This window comes from Synechococcus sp. W55.1 (assembly GCF_047461655.1).
Taxonomy (GTDB): domain Bacteria; phylum Cyanobacteriota; class Cyanobacteriia; order Thermostichales; family Thermostichaceae; genus Thermostichus.
Genome location: NZ_JANSHN010000025.1, coordinates 13,129 through 39,149 on the forward strand (window position 1 = coordinate 13,129; position 26,021 = coordinate 39,149).

Annotated in this window: 29 protein-coding genes; 15 read left to right on the plus strand and 14 right to left on the minus strand. The window is 58.6% G+C overall.

The window, feature by feature from the left end; all coding sequences use genetic code 11:
* Positions 1-94: 94 nt before the first annotated feature.
* Together NW816_RS11690 and NW816_RS11695 are read right to left on the minus strand one after the other, a co-directional pair.
* On the minus strand, positions 95-1,120 hold the full coding sequence (locus tag NW816_RS11690; RefSeq protein ID WP_414356729.1) for a long-chain acyl-[acyl-carrier-protein] reductase: 1,026 nt from the start codon (positions 1,118-1,120) through the stop codon (positions 95-97).
* 130 nt (positions 1,121-1,250) lie between these two features.
* Entirely contained in the window at positions 1,251-1,982 is a 732-nt protein-coding gene (locus NW816_RS11695) for an aldehyde oxygenase (deformylating) (RefSeq protein ID WP_414356740.1), read from the minus strand.
* A gap of 194 nt (positions 1,983-2,176) precedes the next feature.
* Between NW816_RS11695 and NW816_RS11700 the strand changes: the two genes are divergently transcribed.
* On the plus strand, positions 2,177-2,485 hold the full coding sequence (locus NW816_RS11700; protein WP_414330858.1) for a hypothetical protein: 309 nt from the start codon (positions 2,177-2,179) through the stop codon (positions 2,483-2,485).
* A 14-nt stretch (positions 2,486-2,499) separates the two neighbouring features.
* Here NW816_RS11700 and NW816_RS11705 read toward each other — a convergent pair whose 3' ends face one another.
* Entirely contained in the window at positions 2,500-2,994 is a 495-nt protein-coding gene (locus NW816_RS11705; protein WP_414409265.1) for a pentapeptide repeat-containing protein, read from the minus strand.
* Between the two features lie 101 nt (positions 2,995-3,095).
* Here NW816_RS11705 and NW816_RS11710 point away from each other — a divergent pair, with 101 nt between their 5' ends.
* The 4 genes from NW816_RS11710 to NW816_RS11725 all read left to right on the plus strand — a co-directional run bounded on the left by NW816_RS11710 (position 3,096) and on the right by NW816_RS11725 (position 6,303).
* Positions 3,096-3,404: a gas vesicle protein GvpV gene (locus tag NW816_RS11710; protein ID WP_238376787.1), complete on the plus strand. Its 309-nt coding sequence runs from the start codon at positions 3,096-3,098 to the stop codon at positions 3,402-3,404.
* A gap of 186 nt (positions 3,405-3,590) precedes the next feature.
* On the plus strand, positions 3,591-4,622 hold the full coding sequence (locus tag NW816_RS11715) for an ABC transporter substrate-binding protein (protein ID WP_414409266.1): 1,032 nt from the start codon (positions 3,591-3,593) through the stop codon (positions 4,620-4,622).
* Between the two features lie 46 nt (positions 4,623-4,668).
* Positions 4,669-5,505, plus strand: a complete 837-nt coding sequence (locus tag NW816_RS11720; protein ID WP_414343731.1) for an ABC transporter permease — start codon at positions 4,669-4,671, stop codon at positions 5,503-5,505.
* Positions 5,506-5,514: 9 nt separating this feature from the next.
* Positions 5,515-6,303 (plus strand): ABC transporter ATP-binding protein, encoded by a 789-nt coding sequence (locus NW816_RS11725; RefSeq protein ID WP_414409267.1) that lies wholly within the window; start codon positions 5,515-5,517, stop codon positions 6,301-6,303.
* Here NW816_RS11725 and purU read toward each other — a convergent pair whose 3' ends face one another.
* The 3 genes from purU to NW816_RS11740 are packed head-to-tail and all read right to left on the minus strand — an operon-like array spanning position 6,304 to position 7,818.
* Positions 6,304-7,152, minus strand: a complete 849-nt coding sequence (purU, locus tag NW816_RS11730) for a formyltetrahydrofolate deformylase (RefSeq protein ID WP_414409268.1) — start codon at positions 7,150-7,152, stop codon at positions 6,304-6,306. It lies immediately after the preceding gene.
* A gap of 57 nt (positions 7,153-7,209) precedes the next feature.
* The gene (locus tag NW816_RS11735; protein WP_414409269.1) at positions 7,210-7,470 is read right to left on the minus strand and encodes a hypothetical protein; all 261 of its coding nucleotides are present in this window, start codon (positions 7,468-7,470) and stop codon (positions 7,210-7,212) included.
* Between the two features lie 3 nt (positions 7,471-7,473).
* The gene (locus NW816_RS11740) at positions 7,474-7,818 is read right to left on the minus strand and encodes a TatA/E family twin arginine-targeting protein translocase (RefSeq protein ID WP_011434012.1); all 345 of its coding nucleotides are present in this window, start codon (positions 7,816-7,818) and stop codon (positions 7,474-7,476) included.
* A gap of 228 nt (positions 7,819-8,046) precedes the next feature.
* On the opposite strand from NW816_RS11740, the gene secA reads away from it, so the two are divergent.
* Complete coding sequence (secA, locus tag NW816_RS11745) at positions 8,047-10,920, plus strand: preprotein translocase subunit SecA (RefSeq protein WP_414409292.1); 2,874 nt, start codon at positions 8,047-8,049, stop codon at positions 10,918-10,920.
* A gap of 16 nt (positions 10,921-10,936) precedes the next feature.
* Here secA and NW816_RS11750 read toward each other — a convergent pair whose 3' ends face one another.
* On the minus strand, positions 10,937-11,857 hold the full coding sequence (locus tag NW816_RS11750) for a TIGR01777 family oxidoreductase (RefSeq protein WP_414409270.1): 921 nt from the start codon (positions 11,855-11,857) through the stop codon (positions 10,937-10,939).
* A gap of 347 nt (positions 11,858-12,204) precedes the next feature.
* On the opposite strand from NW816_RS11750, the gene NW816_RS11755 reads away from it, so the two are divergent.
* On the plus strand, positions 12,205-12,741 hold the full coding sequence (locus NW816_RS11755; RefSeq protein ID WP_238376986.1) for a hypothetical protein: 537 nt from the start codon (positions 12,205-12,207) through the stop codon (positions 12,739-12,741).
* An 11-nt stretch (positions 12,742-12,752) separates the two neighbouring features.
* On the opposite strand, the gene hemB is transcribed toward NW816_RS11755, so the two are convergent.
* Both hemB and NW816_RS11765 read right to left on the minus strand, forming a co-directional pair.
* Positions 12,753-13,739, minus strand: a complete 987-nt coding sequence (gene hemB, locus NW816_RS11760) for a porphobilinogen synthase (RefSeq protein ID WP_414409271.1) — start codon at positions 13,737-13,739, stop codon at positions 12,753-12,755.
* 25 nt (positions 13,740-13,764) lie between these two features.
* Positions 13,765-14,724: a lysophospholipase gene (locus tag NW816_RS11765; protein WP_414409272.1), complete on the minus strand. Its 960-nt coding sequence runs from the start codon at positions 14,722-14,724 to the stop codon at positions 13,765-13,767.
* Positions 14,725-15,110: 386 nt separating this feature from the next.
* Between NW816_RS11765 and NW816_RS11770 the strand changes: the two genes are divergently transcribed.
* Positions 15,111-15,227 (plus strand): photosystem II reaction center protein I, encoded by a 117-nt coding sequence (locus NW816_RS11770; RefSeq protein ID WP_011434021.1) that lies wholly within the window; start codon positions 15,111-15,113, stop codon positions 15,225-15,227.
* A 282-nt stretch (positions 15,228-15,509) separates the two neighbouring features.
* Here the strand turns inward: NW816_RS11770 and NW816_RS11775 are convergent, their stop codons facing one another.
* Complete coding sequence (locus NW816_RS11775) at positions 15,510-15,950, minus strand: hypothetical protein (protein ID WP_414409273.1); 441 nt, start codon at positions 15,948-15,950, stop codon at positions 15,510-15,512.
* Positions 15,951-16,130: 180 nt separating this feature from the next.
* A complete protein-coding gene (locus NW816_RS11780; RefSeq protein ID WP_414409274.1) occupies positions 16,131-16,775 on the minus strand; it encodes a biotin transporter BioY in 645 nt (214 codons plus the stop codon).
* A gap of 62 nt (positions 16,776-16,837) precedes the next feature.
* On the opposite strand from NW816_RS11780, the gene hisN reads away from it, so the two are divergent.
* The gene (gene hisN, locus NW816_RS11785) at positions 16,838-17,647 is read left to right on the plus strand and encodes a histidinol-phosphatase (RefSeq protein WP_414409275.1); all 810 of its coding nucleotides are present in this window, start codon (positions 16,838-16,840) and stop codon (positions 17,645-17,647) included.
* Here the strand turns inward: hisN and NW816_RS11790 are convergent.
* Positions 17,632-18,219, minus strand: a complete 588-nt coding sequence (locus tag NW816_RS11790; protein WP_041437584.1) for a thioredoxin family protein — start codon at positions 18,217-18,219, stop codon at positions 17,632-17,634. The two genes, hisN and NW816_RS11790, sit on opposite strands and share 16 nt — an antisense overlap.
* A gap of 174 nt (positions 18,220-18,393) precedes the next feature.
* On the opposite strand from NW816_RS11790, the gene NW816_RS11795 reads away from it, so the two are divergent.
* The 3 genes from NW816_RS11795 (at position 18,394) to NW816_RS11805 (ending at position 22,573) form a co-directional block, all read left to right on the plus strand.
* The gene (locus NW816_RS11795; RefSeq protein ID WP_414409276.1) at positions 18,394-19,206 is read left to right on the plus strand and encodes a TatD family hydrolase; all 813 of its coding nucleotides are present in this window, start codon (positions 18,394-18,396) and stop codon (positions 19,204-19,206) included.
* Positions 19,207-19,698: 492 nt separating this feature from the next.
* The gene (locus tag NW816_RS11800) at positions 19,699-22,197 is read left to right on the plus strand and encodes a GAF domain-containing protein (RefSeq protein ID WP_414409277.1); all 2,499 of its coding nucleotides are present in this window, start codon (positions 19,699-19,701) and stop codon (positions 22,195-22,197) included.
* 4 nt (positions 22,198-22,201) lie between these two features.
* Positions 22,202-22,573 carry a DUF309 domain-containing protein gene (locus NW816_RS11805; protein ID WP_414409278.1) on the plus strand — a complete coding sequence of 124 codons (372 nt, stop codon included), beginning with the start codon at positions 22,202-22,204 and terminating at the stop codon, positions 22,571-22,573.
* Positions 22,574-22,596: 23 nt separating this feature from the next.
* On the opposite strand, the gene NW816_RS11810 is transcribed toward NW816_RS11805, so the two are convergent.
* The gene (locus NW816_RS11810) at positions 22,597-22,758 is read right to left on the minus strand and encodes a hypothetical protein (protein ID WP_414357507.1); all 162 of its coding nucleotides are present in this window, start codon (positions 22,756-22,758) and stop codon (positions 22,597-22,599) included.
* An 85-nt stretch (positions 22,759-22,843) separates the two neighbouring features.
* On the minus strand, positions 22,844-22,933 hold the full coding sequence (locus NW816_RS11815) for a cytochrome b6-f complex subunit PetN (protein ID WP_244349857.1): 90 nt from the start codon (positions 22,931-22,933) through the stop codon (positions 22,844-22,846).
* Between the two features lie 156 nt (positions 22,934-23,089).
* Here NW816_RS11815 and NW816_RS11820 point away from each other — a divergent pair, with 156 nt between their 5' ends.
* The 3 genes from NW816_RS11820 (at position 23,090) to NW816_RS11830 (ending at position 25,950) form a co-directional block, all read left to right on the plus strand.
* Positions 23,090-23,335 (plus strand): hypothetical protein, encoded by a 246-nt coding sequence (locus tag NW816_RS11820; RefSeq protein ID WP_414409279.1) that lies wholly within the window; start codon positions 23,090-23,092, stop codon positions 23,333-23,335.
* Between the two features lie 151 nt (positions 23,336-23,486).
* Complete coding sequence (locus NW816_RS11825) at positions 23,487-24,083, plus strand: SRPBCC family protein (RefSeq protein ID WP_414409280.1); 597 nt, start codon at positions 23,487-23,489, stop codon at positions 24,081-24,083.
* A gap of 517 nt (positions 24,084-24,600) precedes the next feature.
* On the plus strand, positions 24,601-25,950 hold the full coding sequence (locus NW816_RS11830; protein ID WP_414357505.1) for an adenylosuccinate synthase: 1,350 nt from the start codon (positions 24,601-24,603) through the stop codon (positions 25,948-25,950).
* Positions 25,951-26,021 lie beyond the last annotated feature (71 nt).

A 26,021-nucleotide genomic window follows, 5' to 3' on the forward strand; every position in this document is an offset into this window, starting at 1 on the left:
TTCGGGTTTTGTCCGGCTTCGGTCGAGGGCTGATTGACCTAACCGGGGGCAGCACCTCTGCTGTGGCTGAGACTCTCTTCATTTTGAATCTCAATTAGGCTTCGGGCATGAGGGGGCGGAACCCATGCTTGCGAGAAAGCTGCCCGATCAGATCCAATTTCTCAAGGGTGATCAAATTGCGGCCCCAACTGAAATTGGTGTGCAGCCCCTCAAACTCCAGTAGCATGGACTCGGCAAAGCAGGCGAAAAGCTGACGGGCCGGGTTGGCCACATTCAAAAACTGCATGATGTTCCATTCAATGTCCAAAGAGTGCTCCACCATCCCCCCGTCAATGACGTAGAGCCCCTTCCGATGCAAGCTGGAGGCGATGTTCTTCGGGTAGCCACCGTCGATGATGACACAGGGATCCGGCAAAACTTGGGGATCGAGAACCATGCCTTGGCTCATGCTGGCCACCCAAACGATAAAGTCGGCGCGGGGCAGGGCCTCTTCCAGCGAACAGATCTCCCCCTGCTTGAGGTTGGCCTGCAATTCCTCTAGGCGCCGCCGCTCTCGAGCGATGAGCAACAACTTGCCCAAGTGAGTGCGGGCCACCAACCATTGACAAATGGCGCTGCCGATATCTCCGGTCGCCCCCACCACCGCAACCGTAGCGGCTGCCAAGTCCATGGCGTAGCGCCGGGCCGCCAACTGTAGCTGCTGGCAGATGATGTAGGCGGTGTGGGTATTGCCGGTGGTAAAGCGTTGGATCTCCAAGTCAATGTTGCGGACTCGCCTGAGACTGTCGAGGCGAAAAGTCTCAAAAATGATGCTGCTGAATCCCCCCAAAGCCGTAATGTTCAAGCCGCGCCGCTGGGCCAGAGCCATCGCATTCAACACTTTCCGACAGGCGGCCTTTACCCGTCCCCCCGCCAACATTTCCGGCAAGAAACAGGATTCGACGTACTGCCCATGGATCTTTTGGCCGGTAATGCTGGTCACTGTGATCTCGTCCACCACCTGAGGGGGAGCCATGCACCAGAACTCCAGGTCGCTCTCCGCATATTCGGAATAACCCAGCTTGTCTGCCACCCGCTTCGCATGGGCCAGGCTGGTCAAGTGCCCGATCAGGCCGAACATAGAGATTTACCCGCTTGGATAACTAATGGATCCCGTCCGGATCCCATCAAAACATGCCCATACCCACGAGAGGTAGGGATCCCTACAGCCGGGCCGGAAACCCAATTCGCCAGCAGAGGATGGAGGTGGGTCATGCTGCCCGCAAACCCTGGGCAGAGAGGCGCATCACCTCGCGGGTGCTGAAGCCGATGTTGGCCAGCGCCTCGCCATAGGCAATCATAAAGTCCTCGACAATGGCCTCGCGATCCATGTAGATGGCTTCCACATCCTTGTCCACCTGCTGCAGCATCTGCCACACCAAAGGCAGGTTCTGGGCGTTGGCCGCTTCGATCTGCCCTTTGACTTCGCCAAAATGCTCCCCTAGCCAGCGCTCGCCAAAGTTGAGGTGCAGATACTCATCCTTGACCACCCCCTCGGTGATCTTGCGGGCAAACTCATCGGCGACGGGGATGTAGATGTTGTAGGCGGCAATGGCAAAGCATTCGATGATCAGGGACTGAATGACCAAGCAGGTAACTAGGTCTCCGGCTGCTGCCGCTTTTTGGAAATTGTTGCGCAAAGGGGCGAAGAAAGTGCGGGCAAACTCCCTATCCGGCTCTACCTGCAGGTTTTTGCCGCAGGATTGAAAGCCTTTCATGTGCCGCAATTCCATCTTGGCCAGCTTGTGCAGCTCCTCTGCCCCTTCCGGCAACATCTCGGCCAGCTTGAGGTAGTTGTCGTGGGCTTCTTGTTCCCCTTCGATCACAATGCCGTTGATGCGAGAGTAGGCCTGCCGGTAAACCGCGCTGCCATAGTCCAAGGTGGTGCCACCCTCATCGGCTAAAGGCTGGGGGGTATTGGGCAGGACGTTCACTGGGGCCATACTCATGCATCTCCTCTCGGTGTTGTTTGGGTGTTGTTGATTGTCTATGCTGACTCGACAATCGCCTCGATTGCGGCTAGATCGCTCTTTTAACCAGAATAGCTGTAGCTGCCGCAGAATTGGCGGGATTCCTTTTGCGGAATGATAGGGGTCTGCTAGGGTGAGGGTTCGAGTGCCGTTGTGGAGCCTGCTGTATGTCTGCTCTTGGGGATGGCCTGAACCAACTGCGCCAGTTGCTGGTGGAGCTGGAGGAACGATCCCTCGATCAGCCGATTGGCAGTGCCGAGGAGGTGTTGCAGGCCATTGAGCTAGCCACGGCTTTTGAGCTGTTTGAGGCGGAGAGCAGCGGTTTGCTGCTGCAGATTGTGGCCAATCTCTGGGATCGGGTACGGCAGCAGGATTTGTCTCCAGGGGAGATTCAGACGGTATCGGAGAAGTTGCGGGCGGTGGGCTATACCGATGCTGAGATCCAGGAGATCCTGGACTTGGAGCCGGAGGACTAGCCCCATTTCCCCCTCTAGGCTTGAACCATGCCCAGCTCTGCTGGAGTGATATCCGCTTCCATCTGAGTGGTGGCGTCGTAGCAGGCCCCTCGCAGGTTGGCCAGCTTGAGTTTGCACCGGGCCAGAAGGGATCCTCTCAAGTTGGCCCCGGTGAGATTGGCCCCCGCCAAGTCCGCTTGGCTGAGATCGGCCTCGCTCAAGTCCGCTTCCGCCAGGTTGGCCCCACGCAAGTTGGCTCCCTGCAATCGGGATCCCTGCAGTTTAGCTTTTTCTAGGTTGGCCAGCCGCAGGTTGGATCCCTGAAGATCCGCTTGGCTGAGGTCGGCACCGCTCAGGTAGGCCCGCTCCAGGTTGGCAGAAGCCAGCTTTGCCTGCTGGAGAATGGATCCCCCCAAGTCGATCCCGGCCAAGTCGGCCCCGGCCAGGTCAGCCCCGGCCAGTTGGCTGTTGCTGAAGTCGCGCTCACCGCTGCCGTAGCGTTGCAACAGTTCCGCTCCAGTTTCCACCATCGCCGTTTTCCACGCCGGACGAATCGGATCCTACCCAGGAATGGAAGGGCCGCCAAGAGCACGCTAGCATAGGCGCAAACCGTTTTCCGGGATCCCCCCTTATGAGCTTGCCCCGTGTGCCCCGAACTCGACCGCGCCCCAAGCTGCGCTCGATCCCTCGCCGCCAAACCGAATCCGCCCTCTATGCCGAAATGCAGCAGCTCACCGTGGAAAAGCAGCGGCTCAACCAGGAGCTGGAGTTTATTCGAGAGCGGCAGGGGCAAATCCACGCGCGACTCCAGGAAATCGAGCAGGCCATGCAGCACCTTCAGCAGGAGGCAAAAGCCTTCCGGGATCCCGCTCCTGCCTCTGAACCCGCCCAGCTCAGATCCCGCCCTTCCCGCTTCCCGCCCATGACCTTTGAGTACTGAGGGATCCCCTTGGTTAAGTCCCATCACTCTGGAAGATCGGAAAATCCAAAGCCAACCCAAGCAACAAGTTGGGGGATTTTGTAGCCAAATTAACTATTTGCTGCTCGTCTCAAGCCGACCCTAGAATCTAGGCCAGCGAACAGCCATTCTCAAGCTGGCTGCACAGTTACTTGAACTTCCAGGCTTATGACTTCTTCTCCACAGATCTCGCGTCGCCGCCGGTTTTTGTCCTGGGTGCTGGGGTTGTTGCCCACCCTTTTGCTGGGAAGCTCCTCTCCCGCTCTGGCCCGACCCCCCATTCAGATGGGCTACAGCAATTGGGCAGGTTGGTGGCCGTGGGCCATTGGAGAAGAAGAGGGCATTTTCAAGAAAAATGGGGCCAACGTGCAGTTGCGCTGGTTCGATGGCTACATTGAGTCGATGGAAGCCTTTGCCGCCGGACAACTGGATGCCAATACCCAAACCCTGAACGATACGCTCTCCTTCGCGCCGAAATCTGTGAATGGTCAGGTGGTGGTGCTGGTCAACGACAACTCGGCAGGCAACGACAAGATCATCGTCCGGGAAGGGATCAACACCATTGCCGACCTAGTGGGTAAGCGGGTGGCTGTGGAAGAAGGCGTGGTGGGTGACTTTCTGCTGACGCTGGGGCTGGAGCGGGAGGGATTTTCCCGCGACGATGTGATCATTGTGCCCTTGGAAACCGGAGCCGCCGCCGCTGCTTTTGCTGCCGGTCAGGTGGATGCGGTGGGAGCCTTTCCGCCCTTTTGGTTGACAGCCCTGGAGCGCCCTGGAAGCAAGGAGCTGTTCTCTTCGGCGGAGTTCCCAGGGGCCATTCCCGATTTGTTGGTGGTCAGCCAAAAATTGATTGACGAGCAGCCGGATCAGGTGCAGGCTTTGGTGAATAGCTGGTTCGATATTCTGAAGTTCATGGAGGAGAACCCGCAGCGAGCCGACGAAATCATGGCCAGACGTGCCGGTGTCACCCCAGAGGAGCTGCAACTGTTCAAAGATGGCATTCGTTTCTTCACCATAGAAGACAACCTAAAAGCCTTCAGCCCCGGCGAGGGAATGCAGCACATGCCCTATGCGGCCAGACAAATGGTGGACTTCATGGTGAGAGTGGGCTTCATCTCGGAGGGGCCCAAGGATCTGGAGGCATTGTTCGATGACCGCTTCGTTCGCGCCTATGCCGAGTCGGTGGGTGTTAGACGGTGAGAGATATCCGGGATCCCTTCATGGGCCACCAGTGAGGTAAGGTACGATGCTGACTGCTCCGGCTGAATCGCCTCCACCCACCCGCCCCAGTCTGCCCCCGACGGTGTTTTGGCGCATTGCCGAAGAGATCCCGCGCCCCTTGGCCTTGCTGCTGACGGCGCTATCGGTGCTGGTGCCTTTCGGCTTGTGGTGGGGCCTATCGGTCTCGGGGTGGGTACCGCCGCGTTTTTTGCCTTCTCCCCCTTCGGTATGGGCGGCCCTGCTGCGCCTGTGGCGAGACGGCCTGCTGTGGAAGGATACCTTGGCCAGCTTCAGTCGGGTTAGCAGCGGTTTTCTGTTGGCAGCAGTGGTGGCGACCCCCATCGGCATTGCCATGGGCACCTTCGCCAGCATCCGCGCCTTGATCGAGCCGATTAGCGGCATCTTTCGCTACATGCCCGCTCCTGCCTTCACCCCGCTGTTGATTATTTACTTGGGTTTGGATGAGGCCCCCAAGATCGGGTTAATTTTCATCGGCACCGTTTTCTTCAACATGCTGATGATCATGGATGCGGTGAAGTTCATTCCCAAAGAGCTGATCGAGGCCACCTACACCTTGGGGGGGCGGCGCTGGCAGGTGTTGCTGCAGGTGATCACTCCATACATCACCCCGAACATTCTCGACACCTTCCGCGTCAACATGGCTGCCTCTTGGAACTTGGTGGTGGTGGCAGAATTGGTGGCCGCCAATGAGGGTTTGGGTAGGCGGATCCAGCTAGCCCAGCGCTTCTTTAGAACCGACGAGATTTTTGCGTGCTTGATTGTGTTGGGGCTGATCGGCTTTCTGCTGGATTGGCTGCTGCGACGCTTGGTACGTTTGACCTGTCGTTGGGCCTTTTTATGAGGTGGTGTCGTGCATTTGGAAGTGGTCGGCCTGAGCAAATCCTTCCCCACCCGTCGTGGACCTATCTTGGCTCTGGATGGGGTGAATTTGCATGTGGAGTCGGGGGAGTTTGTCTGTGTGGTGGGGGCTTCCGGCTCTGGTAAAACCACCCTACTGCGCCTGATTGCCGGGTTGGAGCAGCCTAGCCGAGGATCCATCAGCGTCGATGGGGAGCCGGTGATTGGGCCGGGAGCGGATCGGGGAGTCGTGTTCCAGTCCTACACCCTCTACCCCTGGATGACCGTGGCGGAGAACGTCGGCTTTGGCCTGAAATTGCAGGGGGTAAAACGGCAGGAAAGGGAAGCCCGTGTGGATTATTTTCTGGAGATCGTCGGCCTGGAGCGTTTTGCCAAGGCTCTGCCCAAGCAGCTTTCGGGCGGTATGCAGCAGCGGGTGGCGATTGCGCGAGCTCTGGCGGCCCAACCGAAGATTTTGCTGATGGATGAGCCTTTTGGCGCTTTGGATGTGCAAACCAAGGAGACCATGCAGGAGTTTTTGCTGGATCTCTGGCAGCGCACGCGCACCTCAATTTTGATGATTACCCACGATGTGGAAGAGGCCGTCTTTTTGGCCCAGCGCATCTATGTATTCACGTCCCATCCTGGGCGGGTGAAACGGGAGATCCGAGTTGATTTCCCCAGCCGGCGCGACTACAGCCTCAAGCGCACTTCTTCTTTTCAGGAGGTGAAGGACGAGATCTTGGCTCTCCTGCGAGAACAGAAAGGGATCCCGTTGAGCGACGCTGCGCCCGCAGGCTGATCAGGCAAACACCACCGTCTTGTTGTGGTATACCAGCACCCGATTCTCCAGGTGATACCGCACTGCCCGTGCCAGGACTAGACGTTCCATATCGCGGCCTTTGCGGACGAGGTCGGCAACGGTATCGCGGTGACTGACCCGCACCACGTCTTGCTCGATGATCGGCCCTTCGTCCAGATCTTCGGTGGCATAGTGGGCAGTCGCGCCGATGATCTTCACCCCCCGTTGATGGGCGCGGTGGTAGGGGTTGGCTCCGGCAAAGGCGGGCAGGGTGGAATGGTGAATGTTGATGACCGGCGGGGCTTGGCGGAGCAGCGACCCACTCAAGACCTGCATGTACTTGGCCAACACCACCAGGTCAATTCGATATTCCTGCAGGAGAGCGAGCTGACGGGCTTCGGCTGCGGCTTTGCCCTCTGGAGAAACGGGGATGTGGTAGTAATCGATACCGAAGGAGCGGGCCACCGATTCCAGGTCGGGGTGATTGCTGATGATCAAGGGGATCTCGGCGGGCAGTTCTCCCGCCCTTTGCCGCCAGATCAGATCCAAAAGGCAGTGGCTTTGCTTGCTGGCCCACAACGCAATGCGACGGCGAGTGTCGGAAAAATGCAGTTCCCAGTTGGCTTGGATCCCACGGGCAATGCCTGAAAAGGCGGGGACAATTTCCGCTCGCTCCAGTTGGAAGCCCTGCAAGTCCCACTCGATGCGGCTCAAGAACAGTCCTGCTTCGGGATCCGTATGGTGATCGGCGTGAATGATGTTGCCGCCGTAGCTGTAGATGAAGCTGGAGAGCTTGGCTACCAACCCTTTTTGATCGGGGCAAGATACCAACAGGGTGGCACTGGGCATCGGTAGACAACAGCCTCAACTTTGTGGGGACTGGCTCTCCCCAAGAGCAATCCATTCTCAATCTACCCGGTTGATCTCTTCCAATAGCCAGGGATCCACCGGCTGGCCATCCCAACGCTTCAAGTCGATGCGAATCCACATCGCCGCAGAAGAGCCGGCAGGGGGCAGTTCCTGGTGAAACGAGATCTCATAGTCAGACGGGTTTTGGCCATGCTGCCGCAGCCAGGTCTCCACCTTAGCAGGAGCAAAGTAGGACTGCCCTTGCTCGAACAGGCGCGTGATTTCCAGGCCGAAGCAAAGGGGGTTGAAGCGGGCCATAGGTTAGGCAGCGTCTGCTGTTTGAGCGTCGTCGGCTGCGGATGGGGGGGGAGCCATCTCTGAGGTGGGTGTATCGGCTGTGGCGACCGACTCGGCTTTGGGCTCAGCCGCGGCTGCTGTTCGGGAAGCCTTGGGAGTGGCAGCAGCCGTTGTCCCGCGGGTGGCTTTCTCCAGCTCTTGGGCCTCTTTGTTCAGTTGCGCCTCGAACTCTCTAGAAGCATCCTGCAGGCTGCGCAGGGTTTTGGCCAGCGTGCGACCAATCTCCGGCAGTTTGCGGGGCCCAAAAACCAAGAGAGCCACCGCAAAGATGACCAACATTTCCGGCAGTCCAACACCCAAAAAATTCATGAGCCTCGGCAGAGTACGGTTTGGTCGGGATCCCTTCGCCTCCCTAGAGTGACATTTTCTTGCCGCGGACTGCAAGTAACTGCCGGCTCTCCTCATCCATTCTGATGGCTTTGGTTGGCTTTGGTGTTCTCCTCTCAGCTCATCTGGGCCCACCTCTCCCTGGCCGGCCAAGTCAAAATGGTAAGATTGCATCATTAATCAATGTTCTTCATTGGCCTAGGCTTGCCCATGCTCCAAACCCTACAAAAGCTCCTCGGGGATCCTAACGATCGGAAGATCCGGCAGTACCGTCCTGTCGTCAAGTTGATCAACTCGCTGGAGATCGAGATCGCCTCTCTTTCGGATGCGGAGCTCAAGGCCAAGACCACAGAGTTTCGCCAGCGCTTGGACAGAGGAGAATCTCTGGACGATCTCTTGCCGGAGGCGTTTGCCGTGGTGCGGGAGGCCGCCAAGCGAGTTTTGAACTTGCGCCATTACGACGTACAGCTCATCGGCGGCATGGTGCTGCACGAAGGCCAGATTGCCGAAATGAAAACCGGCGAGGGGAAAACCCTGGTCGCCACCCTGCCTGCCTACTTGAACGGCCTGACTGGGAAGGGGGTTCACATCGTTACCGTCAACGGCTACTTGGCGCGGCGCGACTCGGAGTGGATGGGACAAGTGCATCGTTTCTTGGGCCTGACGGTTGGTCTGGTGCAAGAGGGCATGTCGCCCGAAGAAAAGCGCCGCAGCTATAACTGCGACATCACCTATTGCACCAACAGCGAGCTGGGCTTCGACTACCTGCGGGACAACATGGCCACCGACATCAAAGAGGTGATGCAACGGCCCTTTAACTACTGCATCATCGACGAGGTGGACTCGATCCTGATTGATGAAGCCCGTACTCCCCTGATCATCTCCGGCCAAGTGGCTCGTCCTTCCGAAAAATATCTGCGGGCAGCCCAGGTGGCGCGGGAGCTGATCCGGGATGAACACTATGAGGTGGATGAAAAAGCCCGCAACGTCATCCTTACCGACGAGGGGTTTGAAGCCGCCGAGCGGTTGCTGGGAGTCTCTGACCTGTTTGATCCCAAGGATCCCTGGGCGCACTTTGTCTTCAACGCCGTGAAGGCCAAAGAGCTCTTCATCAAGGATGTCCACTACATCGTCCGCAACCAAGAGGTGGTGATCGTGGACGAGTTCACCGGGCGGGTGCTCCCCGGTCGTCGCTGGTCCGATGGGCTGCACCAGGCAGTGGAGGCCAAGGAGGGGGTGCCGATTCAAAGCGAGAGCCAAACCCTGGCCACCATCACCTACCAAAACCTTTTTCTGCTTTATCCCAAGCTCTCTGGCATGACGGGCACGGCCCGCACCGAGGAGGCCGAGTTCGGCAAAACCTACAACCTAGAAGTCACGGTGATCCCCACCAACCGACCCATCCGCCGCAAAGATGCCCCCGACTTGGTGTACAAGACCGAAAGGGGCAAGTGGCAGGCGGTTGCCGAGGAAATTGCCCAGATGCATGAGCGGGGGCGACCGGTACTGGTGGGGACAACCAGCGTGGAGAAATCCGAGCGCCTCTCGACCATGCTCAAGGAAATGGGGATCCCTCACAACCTCCTCAACGCCAAGCCGGAAAACGTGGAGCGGGAGGCGGAGATCATTGCCCAGGCGGGGCGAAAAGGTGCCGTAACCATTGCTACCAACATGGCCGGGCGAGGCACGGACATCATCCTGGGAGGCAATGCGGAGTACATGGCTCGCCTCAAGCTGCGGGAACGGTTGATGCCCAAGCTGGCCCAATTGGACACCGACAACCCCTTGGGATCCGTTCAGATGCTAGGACGGGGAGGCGGCCAAGGATTTGGTGGGACAACACCCAAGCCGAAAAAATCCTGGACGGTGGTCTCCCCCAATTTTTACCCCTGTGAGCTGTCGGCCCGCACCAGCCAAGCCTTGGACGAAGTGGTGGCGGCAGCGGTGACCAAGTACGGGTTGAACCGTCTGCCGGAGCTGGTGGTGGAAGATCTTATTGCGGTGGCGTCGGAGAAAGCGCCGGTGCAGGATCCGCTGATTTTGCAACTGCGGGAGGTTTACAACAGCATCAAAGCCGAGTACGAAAAAATTACCGAGGCCGAGCACGAAGAGGTGGTGAGGCTGGGGGGCCTGCACGTGATCGGTACGGAGCGCCATGAATCCCGCCGCATCGACAACCAGTTGCGGGGTCGTGCCGGGCGGCAAGGGGATCCCGGCTCTTCGCGGTTTTTCCTCAGCTTGGAAGACAACCTGCTCAAGATTTTCGGTGGCGACCGGGTAGCCAAGCTCATGGACATGTTCCGGGTGGAAGAGGACATGCCCATTGAGCACCCGTTGCTCAGCAGCAGCCTGGAGAACGCGCAGAGAAAAGTGGAAGTGTACTACTTCGACATGCGCAAGCAGGTGTTCGAGTATGACGAGGTGATGAACAACCAGCGGCGGGCCATCTACTCGGAGCGGCGGCGCATCTTGGAGGGGGAGAACCTCAAGACCAAGATCCTCGACTACGTGCGCAAAACCGTCGGCGAGATTGTGCGGGCTCATGTCAACCCGGAGCTGCCCCCGGAAGAGTGGGAAATCGACAAGCTGACTGCCAAGATGCAGGAGTTTGTGCCGCTCTTGAAGCAGAACCTCAAGGTTGAGGATCTGCGGGATCTCTCCTACGAGCAGATCTTGGACTACCTGATCAAGCAGGCAGAGCTGGCCTATGAGGCCAAAGAGGCTTTTCTGGATACCTTTGAGCCCGGTTTGATGCGGAAGGCGGAGCGCTTTTTCCTGTTGCAACAGGTGGACACCCTCTGGCGGGAGCACCTGCAGCAGATGGAGGCGCTGCGGGAAGCTGTGGGCCTGCGAGGCTACGGCCAGAAGGATCCCCTGATCGAGTACAAGAACGAGGGCTACGAGCTGTTCCTGGAGATGATGGACAACATCCGCCGCAACACGGTGTACAACCTATTCATCTTTACTCCCCAAATTGTGCAAGTGCCCCAGGCATCGCGACCGGCTCCGGCACCCACTGCGGCTGCCAGCCCTGATCCCAGCTCTGCTTCAGGGGTGGTGGAAGCCGATTTCACGGAAGAATAATTGGCGTAGAGAGAAGTCAGCGGGGGAGGAGGATCTGTCGTAATGCCTCTTTCAGTTGTGGGTACTGGAAGGTAAAGCCCATCTGCAAAGCCGCTTGCGGGATCACTTTCTGCCCCGTCAAAACCACTTGAGCTGCCTCGCCCAACAGCAGTTCCAACGCCAGCTCCGGCACAGGCAACCAAGAGGGGCGACCCAAGACCTGGCCTAAGGTTCGGCAAAACTCTTCCATCTGCACCGGGTTGGGAGCGGTGGCGTTGAACACTCCGGATCCCTGCTCCAGCAGGAAGCAGACCAAGCTCACCCAATCCTCGCGGTGGATCCAAGACAGCCATTGTTTGCCGGAGCCGATCGTTCCGCCGATAAAAAATTGGAAGGGAGCCAACATCTGCCCCAGCGCTCCTCCATCCGGCCCCAACACAATCCCTGTGCGCACGATGGCCAAACGGATCCCCAACTCCTCAGCCGACCGGGCGGCAGCTTCCCAAGCTTGACAGACTTCTGCCAGAAAATCTTGGGCCGGGGGATCCGTCTCCGTCAGGGGATCCCCTTCTGGATGGGATCCGTAGTAACCCACCGCCGAGCTGCTGATCATCACCTGGGGCTTTTGGTTGAGGGAGGCGAGGGCTTGGACAAGGGCCTGGGTGGTTTCCACACGGCTACGACGGATTTCTTTTTTCTTGGTCTCTGTCCAGCGAGAAGAAGCCAAAGGCTCTCCGGCCAAGTTGACAATCCCCTCGTACCCTTCCAGGGCGGCTGCCCAGGCTTGCGGTTGGTAGGGATCGTAGGGCAGCAGCTTGAGGTTGGGGGATTCCCCCAAAATGCGGCGGGCTTGCTCCGGGCGGCGGGTCAAGACCAAAACCTGATCCCCTTGCTCCAGCAAACGGGCCACCAAGCGACGCCCGATAAAACCACTCCCCCCCGTGATGGCAATGCGCATGATGTGAACCCAATTTGCATCTGTGTGTGCTCTGTCCCGCCCTCATCCTTTGAACGGCGCAGAGCCTTTCCGCTATTCGAACCTCTAGCCTAGCGCGTTTCCTGCCCCGCGTTGGCCATTGCCTGGGATCCCGCCATCCGTTTGCTGAGCTTGGCGAAGTGGCAGAGCCCAAGAAAGCCCAAGAATAAAAATGTTTTGCGGCAAAGCCTGACACACCTGGAAAAATCGGCTTCAATAGGCCCTAGCTGCGCTTCTTGGCAGCAGAGGTGGTTCATCGTCCCCCTATTTTCTTCCCTTCACCCGTGACACCCAAGTCTTCTTCCCGTACCCCGGCTCGCCACGTGTCTATGCGTGCAGAGCAGGTTGCTGGGCCGCGGCTGGACATCTCTGTTGCTCCACGAGTGCATCGCTCCCAAGGGCAGGGATCCCTGGTTCGGGCAGGGTTTCCCTCCTCTCTCCCAATTTCCGGTCGGCGGACGATCCCTGTCCAGCGCTCCCGCCGGCGCGGACGGCAAGAACCTGGCCACGAGCCTCAAGTCTGGGAGATGGCCTGTCACATCGGGGTGAATGTCTTGTTTACGGCGGCTGCCCTCAGTGGTTTGTATCGCCTCTTGCCGGTGCAGTTGGCTCAGCACCACCGGCTCCAGGTTCTGGAGCGGCATATCGAGGTCTTGTCCACTCGGATTTCTCGGCTGCAGGAGGGGGTGGATCGAGGTATGGATCCCTTGCAGCAGGAGGCCCTGATCAAGGAACGGCTGAATCGGGTGCCACGCAATCAAATTCAGGTGCGTTTGGTGGATCCCAGTACCTGGGTGGCGGACGACGAGAAGAACACCCACCCTTCCTGGATCGGGCAGTCCACCCAGCCGTCTGCCAGGCCGTAGGCTGCCTCTGCCTAGGCTTGTTTGAGAAGCAGGGCCACCTCTTTGGCAAAGTAGGTGAGGATGATATCGGCGCCAGCCCGCTTCATGGCCAGCAGGGATTCCAACATCACTTTTTTGCCGTCGATCCAGCCCTTTTGTTCGGCGGCTTTGATCATGGCGTACTCGCCGCTGACGTTGTAAGCGGCCACGGGCAGATCCGTTGATTCCTTGACTCGGTAGATGATGTCCAGGTAGGCCAGGGCCGGCTTCACCATCACCATGTCCGCCCCCTCGGCTTCGTCCAGCTCCACTTCCTTGATGGCTTCCCGAGCATTGGCGGGATCCATTTGATAGCTTTTCTTGTCTCCCAATTTGGGCGCGGATCCCAGGGCATCGCGGAAGGGGCCGTAGAAGGCAGAGGCATATTTGGCAGAATAGGCCAGGATCGCCACATCGGTATAGCCTTGGTCGTCCAGGGCCTCCCGAATGGCGCCGACACGACCGTCCATCATGTCCGAGGGGGCCACAATATCCGTTCCCGCCTCTGCTTGGGAGAGGGCTTGCTTGACCAAAACTTCCACCGTCTCGTCGTTGAGGATCACCCCATCCCGCACAATGCCGTCGTGGCCGTCGCTGTTGTAAGGATCCAAGGCCACATCGGTTACCACCAAAATCTCGGGAATTTCCTGTTTAATCCGCCGCACCGCCCGCTGGATCAAGCCTTCCGGGTTGAAGCACTCCCGCCCGGTGGGATCCTTTTTCTCTTCCGGCACCACCGGGAACAGGGCCACCGCCGGGATCCCCAGTTGAGCGGCTTCCTCCACCTCTTTCAGCAGCAGGTCTAGGGTGTAGCGGTAGCAGCCGGGCATTGACTCTACTTCCTGCCGCTGGTTCTCCCCCTCCATGACAAACAGGGGATAGATCAGATCCTGCACCCGCAGGTGGGTTTCCTGAACCATCTGGCGGAAGGCTTCTGTGCGCCGCAGCCGACGGGGACGGTAGATCAGGTCTTGGCTCATGGGAGCAGCAGGAAAGAGGGCGTTTCTATTTTGCCATGAGGTCGGTAGGGGCTGAGCTGGTCGTTGGGCGAGGGGCGACATCCGGGGCAGAGGGGAAATGCCGGGCCAGCCAGCGGTGGAGGGTCTCTTTTACCGCTTCCGCTTGGCAGTCGTGCAAAAGATCGTGGCGCGACCGGGGAAAATCGTGGATCTCTCCCTGGGGCAGCCGACGGGCAAAATCCACAGCTCCGGCAGGATTGACGACGATATCGGCAGAGGTGTAAAGCAGCAAAACCGGCAGGCGGAGCCGATGGGCTTGGTCGAGGCAGCGCTGTCCACTGCGCACCAGTTCGGCTGTGAATCTGGCCCGCGTTACACCACACATGTGGGGATCCGCCGCAAAGGCGGCTTGCTGCTCGGGTAGGGAAGTCACCCGCGCTGGCTCGTAGAGGCCGGTCAAGGCCAACTGGGGAATAACCCTGTCCAAAACTTGCAGAAGGGCGTGGGTAAAAGGGGTGAAATAGTGGTCGATGCGAAAAGCCGGAGAGATGAGAACCAGGCCCTGCACTTGGTCGGGATGGGCGAGGGCATATTCCGTAACCCAGTTGGCCCCCGCGCTGTACCCGCACCAGATCTGCGGGATCCCTTTCTGCGGCCAAATCTGCTGCGTGATCCTCTCCAGATCGGCTTGATATTGGCTGAAACGGTCGATCCAGCAGCGGATCCCGCCGGAGCGACCAAATCCCCGCATGTCGGGAGCCAAAACCTCCCACCCTTGAGCAGCCAACTCGCCGGCCAAAGGGCAAAACCCGCCGCCGTGATCCCCTTTACCGTGCAAAAGCAACACCCGTCCGCAAGGGGATCCCTGGGGCCAGTGGTGCAGAAAAGCTGGGATCCCATCGGAAAGCGGCAACTCCTGAGGCCGATAGATCCCCGACGCAGTTTGCGGCTGAGCTCCCGACCGCCCATCCAGAGCCTCTAAGTCACCTAACCGATCAAAAGGCATGGGCAAATCCAACACACGTCCGGCAAGACCCGGCAAAGCCACAAATCCTATCTTCCTATGTCCCAGTCGCCCGCGAGCGCTGCCGCCGCTGAGGAGCGGCAATCTTTGTTTCCAGTCCAAAATATTTCTTAACAATCTCTGCTCTTGCCGGGGATCCCCGACATGCCGGGCTTTGCAGCCTTTTCTGAGGGTGGGATGAAAGGATCTCTCGGGGGGAGACTGGGGCCATTTGCGGGAAAAAGGCCCTCTGAGAGGTATGATGTTGTGAAGAAGTTTTGCGGGGTCTCAGGTTTGACGGGATCCCCTCTCTGGGGTGGTTCACCCTTGTTTTACGATTGCCTTATCGCTTCATCAGTTCACTCAGTCGGAAACGGGTTGCTGAAACTATGCTGTTACTGAAAATCTCTGTTTACGCGGTTGTCATCTTTTTTGTGGGGCTTTTTGTGTTTGGTTTTTTGAGCAACGACCCCTCCCGCAACCCCAACCGTCGAGACCTGGAGTAGGGGATCCCGCCTTGGGCAGCTTGCGAACTCCAGTGATAACTGGCTCATCGCTTGAGGGAGCATGCCTCTGGCCCTGTTTTTGCCGAACCTTGCTGGTTGCCCTAGCTATGGGAGAACGGATGCCCAGGGAGCTCCTGCTGGCGGGGTAGCGACAAAGTTGCTGCTGGTCATGGGTTGCAGCAGCGGTGAGCGAGATTCAGTCCTTGTTCGGACTTCGGCCCGCTGGTGGGCATTCCCCTCTAGAGTGAGTGGCCTCACCCCAAAACCGGCAACTCTGCTTGCCTACTGGAAGGCTGTAATCAGCAGTGTTTGGGATCCAGAGCGATTTTGTTGGTCAAACGCGGTGATCCGGAACTGCCAAACGCCAACGGGATCCCCGAAGGCAACGCGGAAGTCGGTGATGAAGCTACAAAAGGTGGCCCCGGGATTGCAGCCGGCCTGCTGCGGGCTGAAGAATTCCCTCTGCACACGCACGCCGCTGGGGTTGAAAGTTTCCAGCTCGAGGAACTGCGTTGGACGAGCACCACCCGGCACACTCACCTGCACCGTGAAGGCCGGCGTGGAGGTGCCCACCCGCACCGAGGTGGGCGCATTGATAAACGAAACCGTTGGGCCTTGGGGTGGGGGCAGGATCGAACCCCCTGAGCTGCCGCCATCTCCACAGGCAGCCAGGCCAGTGGCCAAAAGGCCAGTGGCCAAAAGGGTGAGAGCAGTCCGTTGCATCCCGCAGTTCCTCACGCAAACCCATCCATCCTGGCAAGACTTGACCAGAATCTGTACCACCGCTTGAGCGGCACAGCTCTAAGTTACTTTTCTAAGTTACTTTCTGCCTCTGCAGCTTGAGAAAAGATGCGCCACGACCTAAATCTGCATGGGCCTTTGCGCACAGTTGGTTCCTCCGCTTCAGAGCAGCAGCAAGCGCCGCAACAGCAACGCTATCACCGCAACAAAGCTGGCCACGATGATCTGTCCCGGCAGAGTATAGCCGGAGTAAAGCCCTATCAACCTCAGCAACTCCCCATTCCAGGGTTGTGTGGCCAAAAGGTAGAGAATCCCGGTCAGGTGAACCAAGGCCAAAGCCACCAAGCTGCCGGATCCCAGCTCTTGGAGGCCCACCGGGGAGTAAGGGATCCCTCCTGCCAACCGCTTCCCATCGACAGCACGTTGGCGGGCCAGAGGAGAAGGGGGTGGATAGGGATCCCGTTGCCGAAAGGCGATCGTCCCGCAGGCCCAAGCTCCCGGCAAAAACCCCAGCAAGTAGCCAAAGGCGGGCTGGTACAGGTACTGCCATCCTCCCCCTTGGGCAAACACCTGTAGCCCTGCCAGCCCCAGCCCCAGATAGACGATCTGGGCGCACACCGCTGCCACCGGCCCCGCCAAACAAGCCGTCAGCAACACGCCCCCGATTTGCAGCGAGAAGCTGTATCCCCCCAACCCAGGCAGCTCCGGCGGAAAACTCAAATGGGTTAGGGTGCCCAAAATGGTCAGGAGGACCCCAATCGCCGTCCAAAGCCATTCCAGAGGAGTTAAGAGCAAGCCAGACCGCATAAACCGAGAGGAAATTTTTCCCTATGCTAAGAAAGGGAAGGGGCAGATGGGGTGGGCAAAAGGTGGTCAAGGCAGAGTGGATTGAACTGGCCCAGGCCCTGGCCGATGCTGCCGGAGCGGTGATTCGCCCCCTGTTTCGCGGAGAACTGCAAGCCGAATACAAAGAGGCCCGCTCCCCAATTGTGACGGTGGCCGACCGGGAGGCAGAGCGAGCTATGCGGGCTTTGCTCATGGCCCAAGTGCCAGAACACAACATCCTTGGCGAAGAGTTTGGTTTTCACCAGACGGGATCCCTCTACACTTGGGTTCTGGATCCCTTGGATGGCACCATCGCCTTTTCCACCGGCAAGCCCACCTTTGCCACTTTGATTGCCCTCTTGGAAGAAGACCGCCCCATTTTGGGCATCATCGATCAACCGGTGTTGCGGGAACGCTGGCTGGGGGTGCGGGGACAACCCACCCAATGGATGACCCCCTCTCACCGACAGGCTGCTCAAACCAAGGCCAATACCGACCTCAGCCGCGCCTACTTGAGCTGTACCACCCCTGATTTGTTCACCCAACCCGACCAACAACGGTGCTTCCAGGGGCTCAGCCAAGCAGTTCACATTACCTCCTATGGGGGCGATGGCTACCAGTACGGCCTGCTGGCCAGCGGCTGTGTGGATCTGGTGATGGAGTGTGGCCTTGCCCTCTACGATTTTGCTGCCCTTGTGCCGGTGATTGAGGGATCCGGTGGCGTGATTACCGATTGGCAAGGGGATCCCTTAACCCGCACCTCCACGGGAGAAGTGTTGGCGGCAGCCAACCCCAGCTTGCATCGACAGGCCCTGGCCGCGATTCAAAAAAGCGGGATCTACCCAGCGAAATAAGCAGGCTCATTGCCAGGTTTCCACTTGATGTTGCAGCCCAGGCTGGGCTTTTGGTCGGGATCGATGGGCTTGCCGGCCAGAAGGTTATCCAGCGCCGCCCGCAAATCTTTGCCCGTCACCGGCACATCGGTCAGGCTGGGACGGCTGTCGTCCAGTTGACCACGATAGACCAACTTGCGATCCGCGTCGAACAAGAAAAAGTCGGGGGTGCAGGCGGCGGTGAAGGCTTTGGCCACCTCTTGGGTTTCGTCGTAGCAGAAGGGGAAGGTAAAGCCCAAGGTCTCGGCCATCTTCTTCAAGTTCTCTGGGCTGTCATCCGGGTATTTCTCCACATCGTTGGCGCTGATGGCTACAATGCCGACGCCGCGATCCTTGTAATCTCTGCCAAGGCGGGCCAGCTCCTCTTGCACGTGCTTCACATAGGGACAGTGCTGGCAGATGAACATCACCAGCAGGGCCGGCTTGTCGGCAAAGGTGGAGAGGGAGATGGTTTGGCCGCTCACCACATCCGGCAGGCTGAAGTCAGGGGCTGGGGTGCCCAAAGGCAGCATGGTTGAGGGGGTACGGGCCATAACAAACCTCCAGCGTAAGGTTTCCTCAATCATTGTGGATCATCCTGCTCCCACAGGAGCCGTCGCAAGGGGAGCTCGCCGGCAAACGGGAGCGCCAGAAGGGATCCCAAGCAGGCCGGGGACAGCTTTTACAATTGGATAAGGTTGGCAACACGATTGTTGGGGAGCTGAGCCTTGAGCACCGCCGTCTTACCTGCTGCTCCTTTGGTGGATACTCACGTCCACCTCAACTACCCCGATTTTGCCGCGGATCTGCCCCAAGTGGCCGAGCGCTGGCGTCAGACGGGGATCCGGCGTTTGGTGCATTCTTGTGTAACACCAGCAGAATTCCCCCAGTTGCAGGCCATTGCCGACCAGTATCCGGAAGTATTTTTGTCGGTGGGGCTGCACCCTTTGGAGGCGGGCCAGTGGCAGCCCGATTTGGCCGAAAAGATCGCCCACCTGGCCGCCAGCGACGAGCGAGTGGTGGCTATCGGGGAGACGGGCCTGGATTTCTACAAGTCCAACCCGGCGGATATCGAGCGGCAAAAAGAATCCTTCTGGGCCCAGATTGCCATTGCCCAAGCGCAGGATCTGGCGTTGATCGTCCATTGCCGCGAGGCGGCAGCAGCCACCTACGCCATCCTCAAGGAGGCCATGGCCACGGGGGGGCCAGTGCGGGCGGTGATGCATTGCTGGAGCGGATCCCCGGAGGAGACGCGGCTGTTTGTCGAGCTGGGCTGCTTCATTAGCTTCAGCGGCATTGTTACTTTCAAAAATGCCGAGACTGTCCGCCGGTCGGCCTTGGAGGTGCCCCTATCCCAGCTTTTGGTGGAAACCGATTGCCCTTTTCTGGCTCCCACCCCCTTCCGCGGCAAACGCAATGAGCCGGCCTATGTGCAGCGGGTGGCCCAAACCTTGGCGGAGCTGTTGGGAATCCCGCCGGAAAAACTGGCAGAAGAAACCAGCCAAAATGCCGCTCGCCTGTTTCAGTTGCCTCTCCCCTAGCTCTTTGCTTGACATACTCCCTGCCCCATAGGGTGAGGATTCTGGTTGCTGGTATCGCTTCGCAACGCTACGCGAACAGAGACAGCTCCCCTCCACGACAGCGGTGCTTATCTCCCCAGTCATTCCCCCATGCTTTGGGGTACCTTTGCAGACCACAACAAAACCTATCTATTTATGGCTTTTTCAGTTTAGAGTGAGACGCCTGAGCTATTGAGAAAAACCTTTGGCCACTCAACATTTAGAGTTTTAGGTATGGGCGCAGTGTCCTAGTTTGAATTGAAATGACCATATTTAGGTTGGATCCAGTCGTTAGATTGTTGGGCTTAGGGCCTACGAACCAAGCTGGGAAGGATCCTTGGGTTGCCGTCTTTAACTTTTTCTTTAACTTTTCTTTTGAGCCCGCTTACCTTTCTCAAAGACATCCTATGCTGGAAAAAAGGGATGTATCTCTAGATACTTCCCGTTAATCCCAGGGGCTAGGGGCTTGCAACTATGGATACTGAAACGTGGGCTGCCGCAGCTCGACCCAGCCGAGATGCCCTCATCAACCGCATCACCCACCAGATTCGGCAATCCCTGGAGCTGGAGGAAATCCTCAAGGCAACAGCGGAAGAGATACGGTCTTTTCTGGAAACGGATCGGGTGAAGGTGTACCGCTTCGACCCGGAAGGGCATGGGACGGTGGTGGCGGAAGCACGAGGAGGGGAGCGGCTGCCCTCGCTCTTGGGGCTGACTTTCCCGGCAGGGGACATTCCCGAGGAGGCGCGGCGGTTGTTTCGTTCGGCCCAGGCGCGGGTAATTGTGGATGTAGAGGCGCAAAGCCGTTCCATCAGCCAGCCGGAGTCCTGGGGGTTGTCTGCTAGGGTTCCTCTGGGCGAGCCGCTGCAGCGGCCTGTGGATCCCTGCCATGTCCACTATTTGAAATCCATGGGGGTGGCCTCTTCCTTGGTGGTTCCCCTCATGCATCATCAAGAGCTTTGGGGGCTGTTGGTCTCCCATCATGCTGAGCCTCGTCTGTATTCTCCAGAAGAGCTGCAGGTGGTGCAGTTGGTGGCGGATCAAGTTTCCATTGCCATTGCTCAGGCGGAATTGCTGGAGCAAGCGCGGCAAAAGGCGCAGCAGGAACGCCTAATCAACCAAATTGCTGCCCTGGTTTATTCGCCCCTACACCCGGAGACGACCTTGACTACGGTGCTGGAGCAGCTTGCTGCCGGTTTGCAGGGGATCGGGGCGCGGCTGCGGATCCACTTTATGGGCGCAGACACCCTCTGTTGTCATGGTGTGCAACCCCCGGCAAGCTACGACACCTGGCTACAGGAGCAGCTCGGAAGGGCCGGAGGAGCGGGGGGCTGGGTGAAGATGTGGTCGCTATCCCACTTGGAGAAATGGCCGGAGCTGCAAGAGCAGATGAAGCAGACACCCATTCGTGGCCTGCTGGTGGCCCAGCTCGCCTGGAATGACCAGCCGGTGGGCTGGCTGAGCGTGTTTCGCGGGGCCGTTTACCAAGAAACCCACTGGGCGGGCTACCGTTGGTTTACCCAGGGGGATCCCAGACAAGAACTGCCTTTGATCTCTTTTGCTGCCTGGCGGGAGCTGAAAATTGACGAGCCTAAGGCTTGGTCAGCTGCAGAGCAAGAGCTGATGAGTCGGGTCGGGGTACATTTGGCCCTGTCCATTACGCAAAATCAGCTCTACCGGCAGTTGCAAACCCTCAACGCCCGTCTGGAGCAGGAGGTGCAGGAGCGGACGGCGGCCCTGCAGCGATCTCTGGCTATGGATGCCCTCTTGCAGCGGGTCACCGACCAGGTGCGCAGCAGTTTGGAGGAAGCCCAGATCCTGCGGGCAGTGGTGCAGGAGTTGGCTCTGGGGTTGCCCATTCAAGGTTGCGATCTCTGTCTCTACGATTGGGCATCTGGCCAGGCGACGGTGCGCTATGAATACACCTCTGCTCTACCACCTGCCGGTGGGATCACCCTGACCTTGGCCGACTACCCCGATCTTTACCGGCACCTGCAAGGGGGTCAAGCGGTGCAATTCTGCCATTTGCCTGGGCAGGGCTGGATCCCCCGTCGGGAAGGGCTGACCCTGCTGGTGTGCCCGCTGCGGGATGACCAAGGGGTGCTGGGGGATCTCTGGCTGGCGAAGCCGGCAGCCGAGTGCTTTGATGAACTGGAGGTGCAGGTGGTGCAGCAGGTGGCGGATCACTGCGCCATTGCCATCCGCCAGGCCCGCCTCTACCAGGCTTCTGTGCAGCAAATTGGTGAGCTGGAGCGCCTCAACCGCCTCAAAGATGATTTTTTGAGCACCGTCTCTCACGAGCTGCGCACCCCCATCACCAACATGAGGATGGCCATCCAACTGCTGAAAACCGCCCGCGCCCCCCAAAAACGAGAGCAATATCTCAAGATTTTGGAGCAGGAGTGTGAGCGGGAGGCGGAATTGGTGAACGACCTGCTGGATCTGCAGCGGTTGGAGCAGGGATCCAAAACGCTCCATCTGGAAGAAGTGCCGCTGGCAACCTGGCTGCCCAGCGTGCTGGAGCCGTTTCTACAGCGGGCCCAGGCCAACCAGCAACGGTTGCAGTGGCAGATTGCGCCAAATGTGGGCAAGGTGCTCACCGATCGGGGCGGCCTGGAGCGGGTGGTGCAGGAGCTGGTCAACAACGCCTGCAAGTATACTCCCCCAAGGTGCAACATCTGGGTAACAGCGCAGCGCTCTGGCCCGCAGCAGGTGGAAATTCGGGTGATCAACGAGGGAGTAGAAATTCCCCACAGCGAGTGGGAGCGCATCTTCGAGAAGTTTTACCGCATTCCCAGCGGGGATCCCTGGAAACGGGGCGGCACCGGCCTGGGCCTGGCTTTGGTCAAGCAGTGGATGCAGCGGTTGGGGGGCAGCGTCTCAGTGGAGAGCTCTCAAGGCAAAACCTGCTTTACCCTGGTGTTGCCGCAGGGATCCCTGCCTGTGCAGACATCCCCCCTGGCCTGTGCCTAGCGACATGAGCGACGCCCCCTCAGAAGCGCTGCGTCTGGCCGCCGAGCAGTTTAACCGGGGGGAATTTTACGCCTGCCACGACACCCTAGAGGCCCTGTGGATGGAAGCAGTGGATCCAGAGCGGCGTTTTTACCAGGGTCTATTGCAGACGGCAGTGGCCTACTATCACCTGCAGAACGACAATCGCCGTGGCTGCATGATCCTGCTGGGGGAAGCTAACCGCAAGCTGGCGGACTTTCTGCCCACCTACGCCGGATGGGATGTGCAAGCCCTGTGGCAGGCCAACCAGAGCATCCTGCGGCATCTTTCTCAACTGCAACCCCAGGATCCCTTGCCTTATCTAGCCGTCCCCACCCTGAGTTGGGTTGAAGATTAACCTGAGCAGGCTCAACACCGGCCCTAGCGCTTGGAGCGACGGGCTTTGCGCTCAACTTCGTTGCGTCGCCGCCGATCCCGCCAGTCGATGAAGGTAATGTAGCCAACGCCCAGGGTTACGGCTGTCAACAGCAAAAAGATGCTTCCGTAGGCGATGCGTGTGACCAAGGGAAGATCGGTTTCCATGGCGTGAGTGGGGGTAGCCCTGTCAATATCGGCGACAGGGACAACAAGATGGATGTGAGGTGAGGATCAATCCAGGCGGGACAAACTACATGCCGTTGCGCCCCCAAACCACCAGGGCAATGGAAAGAACGAAGAAGGTGGGAACGGCAATCCAGCCAAGGGTGATGATGTCCATAGGTCTAGCCCAGCTAAAGAGGGGTTATCTCGAGGTGATCCCATTTTACGAGAGGAGATCCCTTGTCAACGGACATCTACGAACACCTGTTTTCAGTTCAAGCTGGCTACAGTGGAGTTAAATCTGAAACATCTGAGCCAAACGAGGTGGGATCCGATGGTACTGGACACATTGCCGCTGGTTGCCGCTGTAGCCATCGCCATTTTTATGCTGGTTTTTTGGGTGCGGGTGGTTCGAGAGGCCATCTGGACAACGGTGGGGATTGTAATCATCTTGGCCGTGTTGTACGTGGTCTTTAGAATTGGCCCGCGGCAGGTGCTGCAGGAGCTGCGGGATCCCTTTACCTTTGTGGAACGGGTTTGGCAGGTGATCGTCGGCTGGTTCAAGGCGCTCTTCCCCTAGGGTCTCGCTATCTGCTACACAGCCCTTTGATACAATAGATAACTCACAAGGCCAGCCTGTTGGAGCCGGTGGACAACGGTCTGGTCAAAAGACAGTTTCCTCTCCTGTTTCTGCGCTGCTCCACAGCGCCTACGCGACTGAAGCTCTCGCCATGCCTTCTGACCTTGAATGGGATCCCCAAGACCTGACCCCAGAAGAGGGGATCCCTATTCCTGCTTGCGTCAGCGGGACGGAGTCCTCAGGTATCCAGTCAGATATTCAGATTGAGGTGGTGGATTTGGGGGAACGCTGCCGAAAATTGCAAGGCAGTGTGTGGATCCCGGCAGAGCGGCAGCAGGTTTGGCAGGTTTTGACCGACTACGACCATCTGGCAGAGTTTATTCCCAACTTGGTGGAAAGCCGCGTCATTGGCCGTGAGGATGGCCGCACACTGGTACGTCAAGTGGGATCCCAAAAGGTTTTGTTTGCCCAATTTTCTGCTGCGGTGGTGCTGGCCATCGAGGAGATCTTTCCCCAGCAACTTCGCTTTCAAAAAACAGAAGGGGATTTTCTCATCTTCGAGGGGTTTTGGGATCTGGCCGATTTGTCGGCCCATCAGACCTTGCTCACCTACCACCTGCAGGTCAAGCCCCCCCGCAGAATGCCTGTCGGTCTGGTGGAGCGCCGCATTTGCCGAGATTTGGCCCTCAACTTACAGGCCATTCGAGAGCGCTGCCTGAGTTTGTCGGATTATTCCCAACCCGTCTAGGGTGCGCCCAAGCGGCTTTGTGCTACGCTGCCCGCAGTGGCAGGGTAGTTAACTGCTCTCGCCTACGGCGGCACGGAGCGCTATAAAAACCCAACAGTCTCACGACTGGATGCAGCTTCAATAGGTTTTGTAGTGGTTGTTCGCAGCGGTACCTAAGGGCATAAGGACTCCGTCCCGCTGGCGCGAGAGGGAACCGCCCTGCAAGGGGTAACGCCTGGGGAGATGAGCACCGCTGTCGTGGAGGGGCAACCCAACACGGTAAGTGCTGTCGCAGAACCAGGAACCAGAATCCCCTGCCTAAAGGCAGGGGGCATGCCAACGCAGGATCCCTGCTTGCTCGTCAGAGGGTTCGGGGATCCCGTTCATCTCCACCTTGTCCCCTGCTGGAGAAAAGTTAATCGATTGTTAACGTTTTTGTCCTGATCCCTCAACAGTGCCCGGAGCGATGCGGTAGATTAGTGCAGCAGCCCCCGCAAAGGGGATTTTTTGTGCCGTCTACGGACTGTAGGAGAAGCTCTTGGCAAACGTCGTGGTTGTCGGTGCCCAGTGGGGCGACGAAGGAAAAGGGAAGATCACCGACCTCCTCAGTGAAAAGGCGCATGTGGTCGTCCGCTATCAAGGCGGGGTGAATGCAGGGCATACCCTGGTGGTGGCGGGGCAAACTTTCAAGCTACACCTGATCCCCTCCGGCATTCTCTACCCCGACAAACGCTGCATCATCGCCAGCGGCACGGTGATCGATCCCGAAGTTTTGCTGGCCGAGATCGACCAACTGCATCAATTGGGCATTTCCACCGACAACCTATTCATCGCCGAAACAGCCCACGTTACCCTGCCCTACCACCGGGTCATCGACATCGCAGAAGAGGAGCGGCGCGGCATCTACAAGCTGGGCACCACCGGACGGGGTATTGGCCCCACCTATGCCGACAAGGCAGAGCGCATGGGCATTCGCGTTGTGGACTTGATGTACCCTGACCAGTTGCGGGAACGCCTCAGTTGGGCCATTCCCTACAAAAATGTCTTGCTGGAGAAGATCTATAATCTGCCCCCCCTGGATCCCGAGCCGATCATCGAGCAATACCTGGCCTATGCCGAGCGGCTGCGCCCCTATGTTACCGACGCTGCCCTGCTTCTGACCCAAGCCATCGAAGACCGGGAGAACATCCTGTTTGAAGGGGCTCAGGGCACCCTGTTGGATCTCGACTACGGCACCTACCCCTACGTCACCTCCTCCCATCCCATTGCCGGTGGCGCTTGTATTGGCGCTGGGATCGGCCCCACCAGCATTGACCGGGTGATCGGGGTGGCTAAAGCCTATACCACCCGCGTTGGGGAAGGCCCTTTCCCCACCGAGCTCAAAGATGAGATCGGGGCGTACCTAGGGGCAACCGGTGCTGAATTTGGCACCACCACCGGACGACAACGGCGCTGCGGCTGGTTTGACGGGGTGATCGGGCGCTACGCGGTGCGGATCAATGGCCTAGACTGCCTGGCCATCACCAAGCTGGATGTGCTGGATGGCTTGGATGAGATCAAGGTGTGCGTTGCCTACGAGTACCAGGGTCGGGAAATTCGTCACTTTCCCAGCGATGCCCGTGTTTTCGCCCAGTGCAAACCTATCTACGAAACCCTGCCGGGCTGGAAATGTTCCACCAAAGATTGCCGCTCCATCCAAGACTTGCCCCCCGAAGCCCACGATTACCTGAAGTTTTTGGCGCAGTTGATGCAGGTGCCGATTGCCATTGTTTCTTTAGGGGCCAGCCGCGACCAGACGATCATTGTCGAAGATCCCATCCACGGCCCCAAACGTGCCCTTCTCTATCCCAATGGTGGCAAGCGCGTCCACGCCCTCATGCCCGACTGAGTGGGCCTCAAGCACAATTGGGAACAAGGACAATACTGTAGTGATCAGTAAGTTATAGTCATTTCAGTTTA

Coding starts and splice junctions, on each gene's coding strand:
- NW816_RS11690 (WP_414356729.1), bottom strand. CDS start 1,120: ATGTTCGGCCTGATCGGGCACTTGACCAGCCTGGCCCATGCGAAGCGG.
- NW816_RS11695 (WP_414356740.1), bottom strand. CDS start 1,982: ATGGCCCCAGTGAACGTCCTGCCCAATACCCCCCAGCCTTTAGCCGAT.
- NW816_RS11700 (WP_414330858.1), top strand. CDS start 2,177: ATGTCTGCTCTTGGGGATGGCCTGAACCAACTGCGCCAGTTGCTGGTG.
- NW816_RS11705 (WP_414409265.1), bottom strand. CDS start 2,994: ATGGTGGAAACTGGAGCGGAACTGTTGCAACGCTACGGCAGCGGTGAG.
- NW816_RS11710 (WP_238376787.1), top strand. CDS start 3,096: ATGAGCTTGCCCCGTGTGCCCCGAACTCGACCGCGCCCCAAGCTGCGC.
- NW816_RS11715 (WP_414409266.1), top strand. CDS start 3,591: ATGACTTCTTCTCCACAGATCTCGCGTCGCCGCCGGTTTTTGTCCTGG.
- NW816_RS11720 (WP_414343731.1), top strand. CDS start 4,669: ATGCTGACTGCTCCGGCTGAATCGCCTCCACCCACCCGCCCCAGTCTG.
- purU (WP_414409268.1), bottom strand. CDS start 7,152: ATGCCCAGTGCCACCCTGTTGGTATCTTGCCCCGATCAAAAAGGGTTG.
- NW816_RS11735 (WP_414409269.1), bottom strand. CDS start 7,470: ATGGCCCGCTTCAACCCCCTTTGCTTCGGCCTGGAAATCACGCGCCTG.
- NW816_RS11740 (WP_011434012.1), bottom strand. CDS start 7,818: ATGAATTTTTTGGGTGTTGGACTGCCGGAAATGTTGGTCATCTTTGCG.
- secA (WP_414409292.1), top strand. CDS start 8,047: ATGCTCCAAACCCTACAAAAGCTCCTCGGGGATCCTAACGATCGGAAG.
- NW816_RS11750 (WP_414409270.1), bottom strand. CDS start 11,857: ATGCGCATTGCCATCACGGGGGGGAGTGGTTTTATCGGGCGTCGCTTG.
- NW816_RS11755 (WP_238376986.1), top strand. CDS start 12,205: ATGCGTGCAGAGCAGGTTGCTGGGCCGCGGCTGGACATCTCTGTTGCT.
- hemB (WP_414409271.1), bottom strand. CDS start 13,739: ATGAGCCAAGACCTGATCTACCGTCCCCGTCGGCTGCGGCGCACAGAA.
- NW816_RS11765 (WP_414409272.1), bottom strand. CDS start 14,724: ATGCCTTTTGATCGGTTAGGTGACTTAGAGGCTCTGGATGGGCGGTCG.
- NW816_RS11770 (WP_011434021.1), top strand. CDS start 15,111: ATGCTGTTACTGAAAATCTCTGTTTACGCGGTTGTCATCTTTTTTGTG.
- NW816_RS11775 (WP_414409273.1), bottom strand. CDS start 15,950: ATGCAACGGACTGCTCTCACCCTTTTGGCCACTGGCCTTTTGGCCACT.
- NW816_RS11780 (WP_414409274.1), bottom strand. CDS start 16,775: ATGCGGTCTGGCTTGCTCTTAACTCCTCTGGAATGGCTTTGGACGGCG.
- NW816_RS11790 (WP_041437584.1), bottom strand. CDS start 18,219: ATGGCCCGTACCCCCTCAACCATGCTGCCTTTGGGCACCCCAGCCCCT.
- NW816_RS11800 (WP_414409277.1), top strand. CDS start 19,699: ATGGATACTGAAACGTGGGCTGCCGCAGCTCGACCCAGCCGAGATGCC.
- NW816_RS11805 (WP_414409278.1), top strand. CDS start 22,202: ATGAGCGACGCCCCCTCAGAAGCGCTGCGTCTGGCCGCCGAGCAGTTT.
- NW816_RS11810 (WP_414357507.1), bottom strand. CDS start 22,758: ATGGAAACCGATCTTCCCTTGGTCACACGCATCGCCTACGGAAGCATC.
- NW816_RS11815 (WP_244349857.1), bottom strand. CDS start 22,933: ATGGACATCATCACCCTTGGCTGGATTGCCGTTCCCACCTTCTTCGTT.
- NW816_RS11820 (WP_414409279.1), top strand. CDS start 23,090: ATGGTACTGGACACATTGCCGCTGGTTGCCGCTGTAGCCATCGCCATT.
- NW816_RS11825 (WP_414409280.1), top strand. CDS start 23,487: ATGCCTTCTGACCTTGAATGGGATCCCCAAGACCTGACCCCAGAAGAG.